The sequence below is a fragment of the Lentibacillus kapialis genome (assembly GCF_014646635.1).
In the GTDB taxonomy this organism is placed as follows: Bacteria; Bacillota; Bacilli; order Bacillales; family Amphibacillaceae; genus Lentibacillus; species Lentibacillus kapialis.
In genome coordinates, this window is record NZ_BMNQ01000037.1 from 1 (window position 1) to 15,530 (window position 15,530).

The 15,530-nt window shown below is 41.5% G+C and carries 15 protein-coding genes and 2 pseudogenes; 14 read left to right on the forward strand and 3 right to left on the reverse strand.

Features of this window, described 5'->3' with window-relative positions; genetic code table 11:
* Positions 1-926: 926 nt before the first annotated feature.
* A complete protein-coding gene (locus IEW67_RS11905) occupies positions 927-2,924 on the reverse strand; it encodes an IS701 family transposase (protein WP_373288529.1) in 1,998 nt (665 codons plus the stop codon).
* Positions 2,925-3,320: 396 nt separating this feature from the next.
* On the opposite strand from IEW67_RS11905, the gene IEW67_RS11910 reads away from it, so the two are divergent.
* The 10 genes from IEW67_RS11910 to IEW67_RS18485 all read left to right on the forward strand — a co-directional run bounded on the left by IEW67_RS11910 (position 3,321) and on the right by IEW67_RS18485 (position 11,106).
* A complete protein-coding gene (locus IEW67_RS11910; protein ID WP_188633302.1) occupies positions 3,321-5,378 on the forward strand; it encodes a BglG family transcription antiterminator in 2,058 nt (685 codons plus the stop codon).
* A gap of 15 nt (positions 5,379-5,393) precedes the next feature.
* A complete protein-coding gene (locus IEW67_RS11915; protein WP_229671801.1) occupies positions 5,394-6,008 on the forward strand; it encodes a KpsF/GutQ family sugar-phosphate isomerase in 615 nt (204 codons plus the stop codon).
* Positions 6,009-6,033: 25 nt separating this feature from the next.
* A complete protein-coding gene (locus tag IEW67_RS11920) occupies positions 6,034-6,504 on the forward strand; it encodes a PTS sugar transporter subunit IIA (protein WP_188633303.1) in 471 nt (156 codons plus the stop codon).
* A gap of 15 nt (positions 6,505-6,519) precedes the next feature.
* Positions 6,520-6,948 carry a hypothetical protein gene (locus tag IEW67_RS11925; RefSeq protein ID WP_188633304.1) on the forward strand — a complete coding sequence of 143 codons (429 nt, stop codon included), beginning with the start codon at positions 6,520-6,522 and terminating at the stop codon, positions 6,946-6,948.
* A gap of 1 nt (position 6,949) precedes the next feature.
* A complete protein-coding gene (gene rpe, locus IEW67_RS11930; RefSeq protein WP_188633305.1) occupies positions 6,950-7,591 on the forward strand; it encodes a ribulose-phosphate 3-epimerase in 642 nt (213 codons plus the stop codon).
* A gap of 16 nt (positions 7,592-7,607) precedes the next feature.
* Entirely contained in the window at positions 7,608-8,654 is a 1,047-nt protein-coding gene (locus tag IEW67_RS11935; protein ID WP_188633306.1) for a galactitol-1-phosphate 5-dehydrogenase, read from the forward strand.
* 25 nt (positions 8,655-8,679) lie between these two features.
* Positions 8,680-8,967, forward strand: coding sequence for a PTS sugar transporter subunit IIB (locus IEW67_RS11940; RefSeq protein WP_188633307.1), 288 nt, complete (start codon positions 8,680-8,682; stop codon positions 8,965-8,967).
* A gap of 92 nt (positions 8,968-9,059) precedes the next feature.
* The gene (locus IEW67_RS11945; RefSeq protein WP_188633308.1) at positions 9,060-10,331 is read left to right on the forward strand and encodes a PTS galactitol transporter subunit IIC; all 1,272 of its coding nucleotides are present in this window, start codon (positions 9,060-9,062) and stop codon (positions 10,329-10,331) included.
* 83 nt (positions 10,332-10,414) lie between these two features.
* The gene (gene hxlB, locus IEW67_RS11950; protein WP_188633309.1) at positions 10,415-10,966 is read left to right on the forward strand and encodes a 6-phospho-3-hexuloisomerase; all 552 of its coding nucleotides are present in this window, start codon (positions 10,415-10,417) and stop codon (positions 10,964-10,966) included.
* 29 nt (positions 10,967-10,995) lie between these two features.
* Positions 10,996-11,106, forward strand: coding sequence for an HPr family phosphocarrier protein (locus tag IEW67_RS18485; RefSeq protein WP_188633310.1), 111 nt, complete (start codon positions 10,996-10,998; stop codon positions 11,104-11,106).
* 83 nt (positions 11,107-11,189) lie between these two features.
* Here the strand turns inward: IEW67_RS18485 and IEW67_RS11960 are convergent, their stop codons facing one another.
* Entirely contained in the window at positions 11,190-12,413 is a 1,224-nt protein-coding gene (locus IEW67_RS11960; protein ID WP_188633311.1) for an IS701 family transposase, read from the reverse strand.
* A gap of 166 nt (positions 12,414-12,579) precedes the next feature.
* On the opposite strand from IEW67_RS11960, the pseudogene IEW67_RS11965 reads away from it, so the two are divergent.
* The 3 genes and pseudogenes from IEW67_RS11965 to IEW67_RS11975 form a co-directional block, all read left to right on the forward strand.
* Positions 12,580-12,696 (forward strand): annotated as a pseudogene (locus IEW67_RS11965) (HPr family phosphocarrier protein); the annotation flags it as partial.
* 72 nt (positions 12,697-12,768) lie between these two features.
* Positions 12,769-13,548, forward strand: a complete 780-nt coding sequence (locus IEW67_RS11970) for a Cof-type HAD-IIB family hydrolase (RefSeq protein WP_188633312.1) — start codon at positions 12,769-12,771, stop codon at positions 13,546-13,548.
* A gap of 619 nt (positions 13,549-14,167) precedes the next feature.
* Positions 14,168-14,467, forward strand: coding sequence for a TIGR04104 family putative zinc finger protein (locus IEW67_RS11975; RefSeq protein ID WP_188633313.1), 300 nt, complete (start codon positions 14,168-14,170; stop codon positions 14,465-14,467).
* 118 nt (positions 14,468-14,585) lie between these two features.
* On the opposite strand, the pseudogene IEW67_RS11980 reads toward IEW67_RS11975, so the two are convergent.
* Positions 14,586-15,106: pseudogene (locus tag IEW67_RS11980) on the reverse strand (ISAzo13-like element transposase-related protein); the annotation flags it as partial.
* A gap of 214 nt (positions 15,107-15,320) precedes the next feature.
* Here IEW67_RS11980 and IEW67_RS11985 point away from each other — a divergent pair.
* Positions 15,321-15,530 (forward strand): helix-turn-helix domain-containing protein (locus IEW67_RS11985; RefSeq protein WP_308430733.1); only part of this gene is annotated, 210 nt, incomplete at its 3' end.

Genomic DNA, 15,530 nt, shown 5'->3' on the forward strand with positions numbered 1-15,530 from the left:
CCCATATGACATGATATTTGATATCATAAACTGCATGACCACTTTTTTGATAACCGTCCATACTTTCACCTCATGATTTAGTATGGACAAAAAAGATAGGGCTAAAAGCTGATACCGTCTAAAGACAGTGGAGTTAGACCACGCATTTGTAAGTTAAAAAACACACTATCTGAGTTAAATATTTTGGAGCAATAGATAAAAGGTGGGCCTGTTTTATGGAGATCCATTTTTATTTTTAAAAATTGTTTAGTTCCACGGGCGCGAGAACTGAATAAGAAATGCGCCCTTTATTGGTTTATAGGACCATTTTGTGGGTGTGAAACATTCCTGACTCAAATGAAATGTGGTCACATAATTTCGGTAAAGGTCAGGCAGTTTAATTTACTATTACTGAAGGGTTATGTCGAGGAGTCGAATGAGGAGGTAACGCTCCGAAAGGCTCTCTCTGCCTCGAATAACACGCTGTTTAGTAAGAAATAGTGTGTTGGGACGGCACCGACTTATTGAAACGGAAGAATTGAGGCACACAAAGTGCCGATGATTAATTGAAATTGAATTAGTTGGAACGCCGTATGGGGTGAAAGCTGCACATGCGGTGTGAGGTGGGGGAGCTGGCGATAACTTCAAAGGCTTACCTATCGCTATAAGAATACAGCTAGAAAATAATTGATTTTCTTAATAATTCACATAAGAACGAACCCATTTTGATCAACCTTTTTTCAAGATGGGTTCGTTTTGCTTATTCTTTTAAAAGTTATAACACTACAACGAAACTTCTTGTAAAGCCCTTTGTTTTCTCTTCTGGTGGGGGCGTTTGGCAGCATCGTAACGCCTAAGCTTATATTCCAGAATCGCAAGTGCATTTTGCTTATCGAGCTGTTCTCTCGCTAATATCGAGGCAACGAGGTCCTTTGCCATTGGGAGGGTCAGGATTGTTGTTTTTTTTTGAAAGTCATCCGAATTTGAAGCAAAAATAAGTGCGCTAAGAATACATAGAGCATGTGCCGGTGCCAGCCGACGTAGCTGCGCATCTCATATTGATCCATTCCCAATTCACTCTTGCACTCATTGAAACATTGTTCAATACTCCAACGCATGGTCGCTGCACGGTTCATTTCCGCCATTGTGCAGTTTTCGCTGGCGTTACTGAAGGCATATTTGATCGTTCCGTCTTCAAATACGCGCATATATAACCAACATTCTTCTCCCAGCAGACCGTTCTGGTTTTTCGGGGAGACGCGCAGACGGGTAACTTGAGCATTAATGGATCCTTTCGCACCTTGCGCCAATGTAACCTTCTGCCAATGGAGTGACGGGTCTTGAGCTACTTCAGCCACCGACATGGATGCCGTCAGCGGCTGGACTTTCGTCGGGCGACGCCCGCGTCCCTTATAAGGGGGAAGACCTACCTCCGGCTCCTCTATCCAAACTTGCTGGTTGCAACGGATGTCGGCAAAATACGTGTAGCCGAGCGCATGAACACCTTGGAGAAACTTACCGTCGGCACCAAAAGCAGCGTCACAACCTATCCATTGAGCCGGAAAGTGACCGGCTTCCTTCTGCTTGCGGAGAAGGTCTAAGGCTATCTCGTTTTTTGTTTGAAACTGAAGATCCTCGGGGACACGGCATCGCTTGCGGCGCTTGGCATAGTCATCGTCAAACCACTTTTCAGGCATATACAGCTGGCGATCCACCAATCCATAGCCGTGTGTACTGGCATAGCTCACAAATAGCCCGGATTGACAGTTTTCAACCTTACCTAAACGTCCGCAATATTGTCGGGCAACACCGGCCGAATGCTTCCCTTTTTTGGGGAAGTCGGATCCATCAACGCACAACATGCCTTGTTCATCCGCCAGGAGACGAGCCAATTCCTGCTGGTAGTTCTCCTGCATGGTGTTTTCATCCCATTTGGCTTTGCTTAAAAACAGTTGTGAGCTGCGCACTTTTTTCTCGCCTAAATAGCGTAAGGCGACGGCCTCCGTCGTTTTATTTCCCGCATCACTGAGCATGCCTTTGAGGATGACTTCACCCAGTCGCTGTTGTTCCGAGCGTTGAAACGCATCGGAAAATCGATCATGAAAGGCGACCAATTCCTCACCTAATTGTTCGATAGCTTCTTCAGATAACCCCGCTTCCTCAAGGATATGGGGATGCCAATCAGTTTCCTGCATCATCATACGGCGTTTCTCCTCCTCGAACCGCTTGGGCGGTACCGGTTTTTTGGAGGGGCGAACAGGGGGAAAGGGTCGTTGCTCGCAGCCGATGATATCTCGAAATAAAGGGTTGAGCGGGTACACATACACCTCCTTGCGCCTTCCGTGCCAGACGTAGGTGGAGCCTTGCTTGGAAAAGCCACGGGTCTGGCCGGCATGAATAAAGTTGGCCGCCTGATAAGAGGTGCCTCGAAAACGCGTTTGATCAATATAAGTTTCAACGAGAAGCGGTCGCTGGTGATACCAGCGCTGCCAGTCCTCCGGCAATACATCTAGGGCCCGGGCGAGTGTATACGAAGCCAAATTGTGAACGCGTACCCAAGGCAAAATGAGAAAGCGATGGTTATTGACGACTTGTGGAAGGTGGCGCGCCTTCTGTTCTTCCGACCAGCCAATAAAACAATCGCGTGCCGTCACCCGTCCCATAGCTGCACTGAAACTTAAACAAGCCACGGGCCGGCCACCGGCCAAAAGCATATATTTTAACCGGGCACCCAGCATATTGCGGAAGCCCAGATAATGATAGTCTCGTACAAGTTGATCCCATACCGGTTCCCAATCAGTTTTGTAGACCATCACCAATTGTAATGGTTGAAGGTCCTGCAGCGTTCCTTGTATGGGCGTTGTATCGATGTGTGTTTGATTAGATGACAAGGCCAAATTCTCCGTTTTTTGTTTATTTTGATAGCAAGGGCAAAACGGGCACACGTCACCCTAAGGTTTCGTAGATTCGTTTTCAGCGTGCCTTTCCCCGAATTGCCCCTTATTTGGTATAATATCATAGGAAAAAGTGAAAGTCCAGCTTTTATTAAATTTCGTTGTAGTGCTAATACTGGATTTAAGAAGAGAATCCTCAGTTAGTATAGGTGCATAATTGTTGTGCAGTAAAACACTTTAGATAGTTCCTGGGGATTGTGAAAAAATTTCTTTATGCCAAATACAATACTGCACGTCGTATTTGATTTTATTTGTGTAGCACAGAGATGTACAATATTATTTGTTCATCAAAGTGTTACACATTTTATTTACAGTGAATCTGTGACCAATGTATGCACAACAGCGCAAATATCGATGATACTATAAATATAAGGAAAGGTGATTTGAATGCTTGGAGATGAAAGCTTAAGGTTATTAAGGGAAGTGACCTTAAATAAAAACGTTAAGACTAAGGATTTGCAAACATCGTTTGGGTTTTCTCGCAGACAAGTGGATTATCGTTTTAAAAAGATTAACGAGTGGCTGGTGGATAACAATTTTCCTGAGGTTGAACGGACGAAGCGAGGGGAGTTCATCATTCACCCGATTGTACAATCACTTGTCACAGACCAAAAGGAAGTAACAACTCAAACTCAGGTTCCAAATGAAAAAGAGCGAATCCATTTGCTGATACTTATGTTGCTTTCCATGAAGGAAGAATACTCGTTGAATCATTTTTCAATTGAACTGAAGGTGAGTAAGAATACGATTTTGGCTGATTTAAAAGTGGTGCAGGAAATGGTCTCTTCGTATGAACTCTTCATTCAGTACTCACGGAAGCATGGTTATTATTTATCAGGGACGGAATTCAATGTCCGTCGTTTGCTGATCCAAACGGTGAGGGATGTCATTACGATGATTGATGGAGAAAAGTGGTTCTTTCATTTGACAGGTATTGATTCCTCTGAGGTAAAAGGCTTTTATCAAAAGGTGGAACATATTGAGAATGAACTTGATTTAAAATTCACCGACGAGAAAGTTCAAATAATGCCATATATTCTTTCGCTGATATTTAATCGAATCCAAAAAGGTGCTTTAATCAAAGACTTGTCCATCAACTACGAGGAATTTTCGGATACAAAGGAATACAAGGCTTCAGGGGAACTTTTCAGTCATACCGCTAATGTTCCAGTCGAGGAGCGCATCTTCATCACCTTGAAATTACTATCTACCAATATGGCTGCCTCCACGCTGATTGAAGAGGTAATTCCTGAACTCAGCGAAGCAATTGAGGAAATGCTCGTCCGTTTTGAAAAATTGGCACTGATTGAATTACAGGACAAGTCGGAGCTGTTGAATAGTATATTGCTTCATGTCAAGCCGGCTTACTATCGGATCAAATATAAACTGACAAATCAGCCGACTCTCCAAGCAACAGGTGGTCCTGAGTTTCAAAATCTGCATCATCTGGTCAAGCGAGCGTCTCAACCGTTGCGTGACTTTTTTGGAATGGATATATCTGAAGAGGAGAGCAAGTATTTAACGATGCTTATAGGTGGCTGGTTAAGACGTCAGGGCGACAGTATTCAGCACAAATTAAAAGCGATTGTGGTATGCCCGAACGGGGTGTCCGTTTCTAAACACCTTCACAGCACACTGTCTAATCTTTTTCCTGAATTTGTTTTTATGGATTCATTATCCATACGTGAATTCAAAAGTTATGATTACGAATTTCAAGTTGTCTTTTCACCGACATTCCTTGATACGGATCAGAATTTGTTTATTGTTGAGCCCTTTCTGACCGGTGCACAAAAAAGACAGCTCAGGAAAAAAGTATTTGAACAGTTAAATGGTTACTTCCCATCACTTATTGACTGGGATGAGGTTGTCAGTTTAATTGGTCAGCATGCAACGATTCATGACCGGGAGGAGCTGATCCGGGCGCTGACCAATTATGTCTATAAAGAAAATGGAAAGGACTTAAAAGGGGATGCCCCGATATTTGAAGAAGAGGCAGGCCCGGCAATTACGCATCTGCTGAAACCCGAAACCATTTCGATTCGCGATCAAATAGAATCATATGGGGAAGCAATCCGTGTTGCGGCAGATCCACTTCTTCAAAATGGGGTTATAACAAGTGGCTATATAGATAAAATGGTGCGTATCCATGACACGGATGATCCTTATGCGATATTGGGCGAATATATAGCGATTCCCCACGCAAGTATGGAAGATGGTGTCAAAAACCTTTCCATGAGCATGTTGAAAATGACTGAAGGGATTCCAATATCCGCTGGAATAAACATTTATCTCATTGTTGTGATAGCCCCAGATGGTAATGGTCATCACCTGCGGGCATTACAGCAACTGGAGGAGATTTCATCTAGTGAAGAAGCGATTACAGAGCTATGTAAAGCAAAGACTAAGAAAGAACTTTGGGAATATTTAAAAGTCCATACCCAATAGTTCACATATGGAGGAATGGTATATACCATGCAAAACTATTTTGAACAGGCTAAACAAGTATGGAAAACTGAGTCGGAAGCATTAGCCCATATCCGAGAAGTCATTACGAAAGAGACATTTAACAATGTTATCGATTTACTTACCAATAACAACGGGCGCATCTTTATATCCGGATGTGGAACTTCGGGGATGGCGGCGAAAAAAATTGCTCACACACTTACATGTGTTGAAAAACCCGCGTCCTATTTAAATCCTGCAGACGCGATTCATGGGGGTTTAGGGGTGCTGCAGAAAGAGGATATTTTGATATTGGTATCAAAAGGCGGAAACACGGAAGAGCTTCTTCCTTTACTCGAAGTAGCAAAGAAGAAAGCAGTGACGGTTGTCGGTGTAACGGAAAATAAATCATCCGCAATTGGCAAGCATGTAAATCACCTGTTAAATGTTTCTGTTCCTGAAGAACCGGACATGTTCAATATGCTGGCAACCGCAAGCACGCTGGCAGTAATCGCCTTGTTTGATGCAATCAGTATTCAGCTGATGGAAACAACCGGTTTTACCAAAGAGCAATTTCAAATTATCCATCCTGGTGGTGCCGTTGGGGACAGATTATCCCATGATACTAACTAGAAAGAGATAAAAGGGGAAAAGCTATATGGAAATCAAGGAATACTTTCATGACTCATGTGTTTACTTTCTTAATCTTGAACACAGGGATGATGTTCTAAAGAAGATGTCTGAAAATGTGCAGGAACAATCGCTGGTCAAAGCTTCATTTGGCCGGGCAATTTTAGATAGGGAAAAAGAATTCCCCACTGGACTTGATACTGACCACATAGGTGTTGCATTGCCGCATACAGATAAGGAGCATGTCATTACACCATTCATTGCCGTCGGTGTTCTTGAGCATCCAGTATCCTTCCAATTAATGGGTGGCGGGAATGTCGAAATAGAAGTGGATATTGTTTTTATGCTGGGCGTAACAGACCCATCTGCTCAAGTAGAGGTTTTGCAGCAGCTGATGGAAATGATTCAAAACGAAGAACTAAGTAATAAATTGGAAAGTGCTCAGACGAAAGGCGAAGTAATTTCTTCACTACAACATTTTACAAGTTTGATGTCATAAAAAGAAGGTGTGAAAATGGCAAACTTTTTTGATTGGTTTACGGAAATGTTATTGGGAGATCTGGGCGGATATGCGCTTGAATTTACCAGAAGCAATACCTCACTAATTTTTGTGCTTGCTTGTATGTATGGTCTGGTTCTGGCTTATGCAAGAATGATTCTTAAAAAATATCTTCCTAAGAAACTAAAAGAATATGTGGAAAGCAGGCGTCAAGAATGTTCGAAAGGCAAGGAAAAATTGATAATCTCCACCATAACGAAAGAGTGGGAGGAAAAACTGGAAAAAATGCCTTGGTATATTATCGTCCCGACGAAAAATGAATTGTGGGTGCAATTTCCCGACAAGAATTATCGCTTAACCAAACAACTTCCATTCCGTAAAGAAAAGAAGTTCATGAATGATTCGGAATTGATTCGTTATTGGCTGCATAAGGAGGGAGCATAAAATGAAAATTGCACCTTCCGTATATGCCGCAGATATCATGAATTTAAACGAACAATTACTTGAATTGGAAAAAAACGGAATAGATATGCTTCATGTGGATGTAATGGATGGTCATTTTGTAAAAGGAATGGCTTTTGGACAGGAACATGTAGCCATGATACGGCGTTCAACTGCTTTTTTCCTTGATGTGCATCTTATGGTTAGGCAACCGGAACGAGTGATTCCTTCTATTGCCAAGGCAGGAGCTGACATGATTACAGTTCACGCTGAAGCAACGGAACAATTGAAGCGGACACTGCAGCAAATCAAGAAATCAGGGGTACAAGCAGGGGTCGTATTAAATCCAGGGACACAGCCGGAAGCTATTCGATATGTATTGAATGATATTGAAATGGTGTTGATCATGACTGTAAACCCTGGGGAAGGCGGACAGGCATTTATGGAAGATATGCTTCCAAAAATAGCAGAAGTCCAAAAAATGGTTGAGCACACTTCGATCGACATAGAGGTAGATGGAAGTATAGATGATGTTACGGCCAAATCCAGCATGAATGCAGGGGCGAATATATTCGTTTCCGGGTCATACGTTTTCAATGGAAATATAACAGAACAAATCGTAAAGCTAAAAAAAGTTTTGATTTAAAAGGAGAGATACCACTATGAAATCGCTTCGATTATACGGAAAGCAAGATCTTCGTTTCGAGGAAGCTGATATGCCTGTATTGGAAAAAGATACTGATGTCATTATTAAAGTAAAAGCTGTGGGCATTTGCGGTTCAGATTTATCCCGTTATAAAAAACTGGGACCCTATGTGGAAGGGGTGATATGGGGGCATGAGTTTGCGGGAGAAGTAGTTGAGTCCGGGAGTGCAGTTCAACATGTTCAGATTGGAGAAAAGGTCACAGGCGCTCCTTCGATTGTTTGCTATGAATGTGAATATTGCCAAAAAGGTGAGTTTTCCAGGTGTAAAAACTTATCCGTCATAGGTGCGTATCAGCCTGGGGCCTATGCGGGATATATTAAACTCGCATCGGAAAATGTTGTTCCGCTTCCAGATCAGGTAGATTACAAAGATGCTGCAATGATAGAACCTTCAGCCGTGGTGGCACACGGATTTTATAAAATGAACATTCACCCGGGGAGCGAAGTGGCCGTTATGGGATGCGGAAATATCGGTTTAATTGCTATTCAATGGGCAAGGGTTTTTGGAGCAAAAACAATATACGCAATTGACATCAATGACGAAAAACTGGAAATGGCCAAGAACATCGGAGCAGATTATGTTATAAATTCCAAAGAAGTACCGGCGCATGAGCAATTGCAGGCTTATACGGATGGTGTAGATGTTGCAGTGGAATCAGCAGGCTCTCCTGTTACTTCAGCACAAGTACTCGCTCTGCCAAAGAAAGGCGGAGAAGTCCTATACATGGGAATTCCATATGGGGATGTTCCAATCGAGCGTTTTTATTTTGAACGTATTGTGCGAAATGAGCTGACTGTAAGGGGAACTTGGAATTGTGTTTCAGCACCATTTCCGGGGAAGGAATGGCCGTCTTCCGTGCATTATGTTGATACGGGAGATTTGAAATTAAGCTCGATCATTACACATGAACTGCCGTTGAAACAAGGACCGGAAATTTTCGACCGGATTATTGGCGGGGAAGAGTCATTTGGCAAAGTTATGTTTTATCCAGAATGGGATTAATAAAAATAAGAGGAGATTAATTAATATGCAAAAAAGTATTTATGTATGCTGTGGTACAGGAATTGCTACTTCCACAGTGATTGCGAAAAAAGTGGGACAAGCCCTTAAAGATAATGGGATTCAACATAAAATCAGTCAAGGTACGGTAGCTAATGCTCCAACATTTGTACAAACGAACAAACCAGATGCGATTGTAAGTTCAGCTGATGTAAACGGTAATGTTGGGGAGACACCAGTTATTTCCGGGCGCCCGTTTTTGACTGGCATAAAGAAGAATGAGGCGATTGATGAACTGCTCAATGCCTTAAAATAAAATGAATTTATAGGGAGGATATTGTCCTCCCCACTTCAATGACACAATAGTTTTTAGAATATTCAATTATATATGAAAAGGAGAGTGAGAAAATGAGCGTTATATTAGACGGTATTAACTATATTATTGGCCTGGGTGTTTCTGTAATGATGCCCATTATCATTACCATTCTTGGGTTGGTTTTCCGCCAAAAGCTTGGTGTTTCGTTTAAAGCCGGACTTATGGTGGGAATCGGTTTTATTGGGATTAACCTGATAATTAATCTGCTTTTGGAGGAAATAGGACCTGTTACAAATGCAATGGTAGAGCGATTTGATTTCCAATTGACTGCTGTAGATATCGGCTGGGGGTCCGGAGCTGCAGTTGCATGGGGAACAGAGGTTGTACCATTTGTGTTTATTGCAATTATTGCCACTAATATCATCATGATTGCGTTCAACTGGACAAAGACAATGGATATTGATATTTGGAATTACTGGCAGCCATTGTTTATTTCCTCAGCTTTATATATTACCACAGGCAGTATGATCATCGCAGTACTGAGCGCTGTTATTAATATGGCAATCGTTTTCAAATTGGCGGATTGGACACAAAAAGACGTTGAAGAGGTATTGGGGCTGGAGGGTATATCTTTGCCGCAAATTCAAACAACGGGATGGGCCATACTAGGCTATCCAATGAATAACTTATTGGATAAGACACCAGGTATAAGGAAATTAAACTGGACAACTGATAAAATTCAAGAAAGAGTCGGAATGTTTGGCGAACCGGTCATGATGGGTCTAATAATAGGAATAGGTTTAGGTGCAGCTGCTGGATTTTCTGTGGGTGATATTCTTCATACAGGGGTTACAGTGGCAGCAGCATTGATTTTACTACCGAGAATGGTAGCTTTATTGATGGAAGGTTTGACAGTTATTTCTGAGGGGGCACAGGACTTTTTACAGAAACGCTTTCCGGATCGTGAATTGTATATTGGTCTGGATTCAGCCTTGGGAATTGGACATCCATTTGTACTTTCACTTGGTTTGCTCATGATTCCCATCACACTTATGCTGGCTTTCATTTTACCGGGGAACAAAGTACTGCCATTGGCGGATTTATCTAACTTACCGTTTTATATGATTTTTGCTATTCTTCCTTCCAGGGGAAATCTGCTAAGGGGTCTGATTATCGGTACAATTATAATGATTGTTGTACTGTATTTATCAAGCTTTGCTGCCCCTTTAATGACGGAATTAGGTCAGCAGTTTGGTTATAATGTCCCTGAAGGCTCGGCGGAAATTACGAATATGGCGATAGGCTCCCAATGGTATACATGGGTTGTATATTGGGTGCTTGAACAATTGTCAGGACTTTTCTAATGATGCATACGGGGTTTATTCATATATCGGTCTTTTGTAATACCCTTCAACAAAATCAATTTTAAACGGAGTGAAAGCCAACTGTGGCACAAAAAAGTTCAAGTCAGATCATACAAGAATTGAAATATAGTTTATCAACTATTTCCGAGGAAGAAGCCAAGCAATTGGCAGAGAATTTTTTAAAGGCTGAACGTATATTTGTATCAGGCACTGGCAGGTCAGGGCTTATGCTAAAAGCGTTTGCAATGCGGCTAATGCATTTGGGATTTAAGGTCCACGTTCAGGGAGAGATCACTGCCCCGGCAATTACGAAAGGTGATTTATTGCTTACAGGATCCGGTTCAGGTTCGACGGCAACTCCATTAGCCGCGGCTCAATCAGCAAAAAAACAAGGTGCAAAAGTGGTGTTGATTACTGTCCAAAAAGAGTCCCCTATTGGAGAACTTTCTGATGATGTTCTTACCATCAATGCTCCCAATAAAATCTGGGAAGAAAGTTTTCAATCAGTCCAGCCAATGGGTTCGTTATTTGAACAAAGCTTACTGATTACGTTGGATGCTATTATTCTTTTACTTATGACTGAAACGAACCGGGATTCAGAAGATATGCTGAAACGTCACGCAAACCTAGAATAATTATTGGGGATTAAAAACAATAGACAGGGGTGAAGGAAAATAGCAGAAAAAATTTTACAGTTGTAGATAAGGCTGGCATTCACACAAAACCAGCCACGAAACTTGTAAATAATACAGCTCAATTCAACTCAGAAACTTGACTCTTGTATTTTTTCAAAACGACCTTAAAAAAGCACAGACCTATCCATTGTCACAAACCTGATTTTTAAAAAATCGTAGAAAATTAGGCTGTGAGCTTTAATTGCTTCAGCACTTCGGCAATTGGTTTTTCGGCTATTGCCTGCTCATAGGCATAAACGACAATCTGACCGAGATAGTCCTTGCGCATTCGACGGACTACATCGCCAATGGTGATTGGAATGCCGGGCTGTTTCCACTCCTGACGCTGATGCTCCAGGAAATTATACGTCAGGAATTGGATGCACCAGTAGCGTTCAATGCCTTTGCGCGAAAGCAGTTGATATTGATCAAAGCCCAGTAAATCCTTGAAGAAACGATATCCGGTTTCAATATGCCAGCGCACGTCATAATAGCTCAGGATAGTAACGATATCCAGGCTGCAATCAGTGCAAAGGATACAAAACGGACTTTTGCTTGAATCGAATTCGTTTTCCCAGGACAACAGGACTTTGGCATTCTCGATGTCGCTCAATTTTCCTTCGTACGTATACATTTTATAGGTATGATCACGCGCCGTTACGGAGCGCGTGTCGGATGTCTGCATAAATTCAGAAGCAAATTTGGATATTTTGATGCCGATACCGGCCGGATATATTTTTCGATTGACTCTTAAACCGCCAATCACATGATAACCCTGAGAAGCACAGGCATCGATTAGCTTTTTGCTTGTATACCAGCTGTCCACCAAAACATACACCTGTTCATCTGTTGGTGATTCGTAATCCCGGATGAGTTCGATGGCCAGGTCATTTTTGCTTTTAAACGTTAGTCCGTGTTCTTCGCAATAGGATTCCCGGAAATAGGACCGGAAATCCCAGGCAAACGAGTATTCGTCATTGACCAGATGAGCCGTGACGACACAATGAGACCAAACCGTTTTCCCGTCTGAATGGGAAAAATGTTCATCCAGTCCTTCCATTTTGGTGGTGGATCGATCCCGTTTCGACTGGGTATCGTCGATAATATAAAAGACGATTGGCCGTGTATCACCTTGTTTGGCTCGTTTCTTTTTGATCTTATCCACCATAAACTGGATCCTGCGGCGGGTTGCCCGATTCGGACACCACGGTGATTCGTTTAGAAACCTGGTCATGCAGCTCAGATCACGTGGTTCATGTGTAACACGACGAATTTGCGATACCGTTTTACTGCCATCTGTTAATATAATGCCATGCATAAAGTTCAACGTGTGTTTCAACTGGGGTTTTGAAAATTCTAAACCGATTGCCAAAATAAACTTGACGATTGCCGAATGGAAGGATACCATAACCTTAGACATCTCCTTTTTGGGGGTTGGTTGGGGGTTAACCTTCCAATACCACAAAAAGCGGGATGTCATTCTATTTTCGGGCAAACATTCCAAAACTAGTTATGGTTCAACATAATGTGTCGACATATTTTTTGCAAGAGTCAAGTCAGAAATAATCTTTTAATACCAACAAAAGTCTGCAAACTTAAAATCCATTATGGGCATCATGTCCCTGGGTATACCAAATGGTGCTGACATCACGGTTACTGCTGAAGGTGAAGATGTTGCGGATGCTTTATAAGCATTGGAAGAAATAGTCAGGCGTGAAGAACTTGGAGAATAATGTTTCGTAACGTGCAAATGAGGTGATGAATTGGATAAAAAAGTAATATTTTTTGATATTGATGGAACACTTCTGGATCGTGATAAAAAATTGCCGACTTCCACAAAACAAGCAATTCTACACTTAAAGCAGAAAGGCCATGAAGTGGTGATTGCAACAGGGCGTTCACCGTTTATGTTTAAAGAATTACGTGAAGAACTGGATATTGATAGCTATGTAAGTTTCAACGGTCAGTATGTCGTAGTGCAAAATGAGGTTATTTACAAAAATCCGCTAGATAAAGAAGTGGTGCAATCGCTCACGGATTTTGCTTCACGCTATGAACATCCCCTGCTGTATGTTGATCATGCAGACATGCGAGCGAATATTGAGTATCATCCATATATAGAAAAAAGCATTGGAACACTAAAGCTGAATCGTAAAGTATCGTATGATCCAACATATTATCAAGACCATGAAATTTATCAGTCCAATTTGTTTTGTGTCAATAATGAGGAAACACCGTACATCAATGCTTTCGGACAGTCTCTTCGGTTTATCCGCTGGCATCCATACTCTTTGGATATTTTACCAGCAGGTGGATCCAAAGCAAAAGGCATCGATGCCGTTGTTAATCGATTAAACCATGAGAAGGAAAATATATATGCATTTGGTGACGCGTTAAACGATATTGAAATGCTTCAAATGGTAGATAATGGTGTAGCAATGGGGAATTCTCCGGATTCAGTGAAAAAGTCGGCACGGTATGTCACAAAAGGTGTTAATGAAGATGGTATCGCATATGGACTGGAATTGGTAGGTTTGTTATAAATAAGCCGTACCGTGGATTCGGATTCACACAAGTTGATTCAAGCAGGCAAAAGCTAGTCTTTGCAGATAAGAACATACAGATTTGATTACATCAGATTAAATAAGTTGCTCTAGATGATTTTTCAAAATAAAGGGAATAACTCAAAAGAGGTATCTTGTTATCGTATAACAAATGCCTCTACTTTTTTGTTGCAGGTAGAAAAATATTCCTTCTCTTGTTAGAATGATTAACAATAAAGAGGAAATGTTTATTCTGTAAAAGCTGTTCACCAAAATCTATGATTGACAAATTAGATGTCGTTTTGACGTAAGCAGTCGCTTCGGAAAAACACGACGCTTTCCGTGGGCTTGTCCTCGCCCTTCCCGAAAAAGAAGGTCGCTCTGCGGAGTCTTCACACTGCGCATTTCCACAGGACAAGGAAGGCTACGGCAACGATGCATCTTCGTAAGAAAATTGGTATTTATTTTCGACGAGTCCCGTGTTTTTCCTCCGCTGGCTAGTTTTACTACAAAGAAATCCAATATGAATAAAAATCAGTTAGGACTATCAATTGCATTAATGAATGCAGGAACAGGAATGCTTTTTAATAACCATAACGTAATAAGCGGGGGTAATTAAATGCCAACCTGTCAAAATTGTGATAAAAAGTGGACTTGGAAACAAACCATTAAAACAATATTCAGGTTAAAATGTCCATATTGTGGTAAAAAACAATACGAATCAGCTTCATCAAGGGTGAGAGGTGGAGTGTTTGCACTAATCCCATTAGCGTTTTTGCCTATCAATGCTGGATTTGGTTTGTCGGTGGGAATAGCACTATTGGTTGCTATTATTTTGGGTTTTATAATACTTGGTTCATATCCATTTAGGCATATTAAAATAAATAATAAGTCAATTTATACCAATACACCTATTTAGTCATAAACACGAATATTAAAACTTTTATTTTACTGTTCAATTTACAAATTACACGTTAACCTGGGGATCACCTTATTTTTGCAAAAAAGGCCATAGCTCTCCCTTTCCCCAGGCCCTTTCATTCCATTTGTAGCGCCTCTTGACACTTATTGGGATTTATCACGACAAACCATTTCTCGATACCGTTTGCTCTGTCAATCATCTTTTCATAAGTCTCCATGACCTTCTTCTCTACCTTTTGTCCTGTCTCATATGCCTTTTCAGCAAGAGATACGCAAGGGTTCTCATCCTTCCAGGTCATGTTCTCTGCAAATTTCAAAACCGTTTCGCAGGTATCCAGAATGCCGCCATTCCAATGTTGCTCCAACCGTCCCCAAATCCTCTCTATTGGGTTGTATTTGCTATGATAAGGGGGATAGTAGGCTAATAGAATCTTCACGTCATATTTAGCTGCAAACTCAATAATACGTTTCATAAATTGTGTCCTGCGACTATTATTCTCCGGGCCATTATCCGCATTGATGATGAGGGTATCAACGTTATTCTGGAAGTCTTGTTTTACCCAATATTCTGGAAGTCTTGTTTTACCCAATACGTTTCGATACAATCAACCATAAAATCTGCTGTGGCCTTTGTTTGGAACTGCTAAACTAAAGTAGACCATTTCCGCTAAATAAAAATGAACACTTTCTGGCAGAGGGGTAGCAGCGAATGGAGGGCTGCCCCGAGGGGCAGCCCTCCATTCGCTTTCGAAATTTTCACCCCCCTATCTTCAAAATTTTTCTTCACATTCCTATATAATGTTATAGATATTGAACATTTATACTACATGCAGGAATGGGGAGACGGAAAGGTGGAAAAGTGGCACGTGTACATGGATATTTATCAATTAAAAAAGCAAGGGTTTAAGATTCGAAGAATCGCTAGAAAGTTGGGTATTTCAAGAACGACGGTCTATAAGTATCTCGATAAATCTCCGGAGGAAATGGGGGAATGGATGGCCTCAACCCAGACAAGAAGAAAAAAGTTGGATCCGTATGAAATGCTCATCCAAACATGGCTC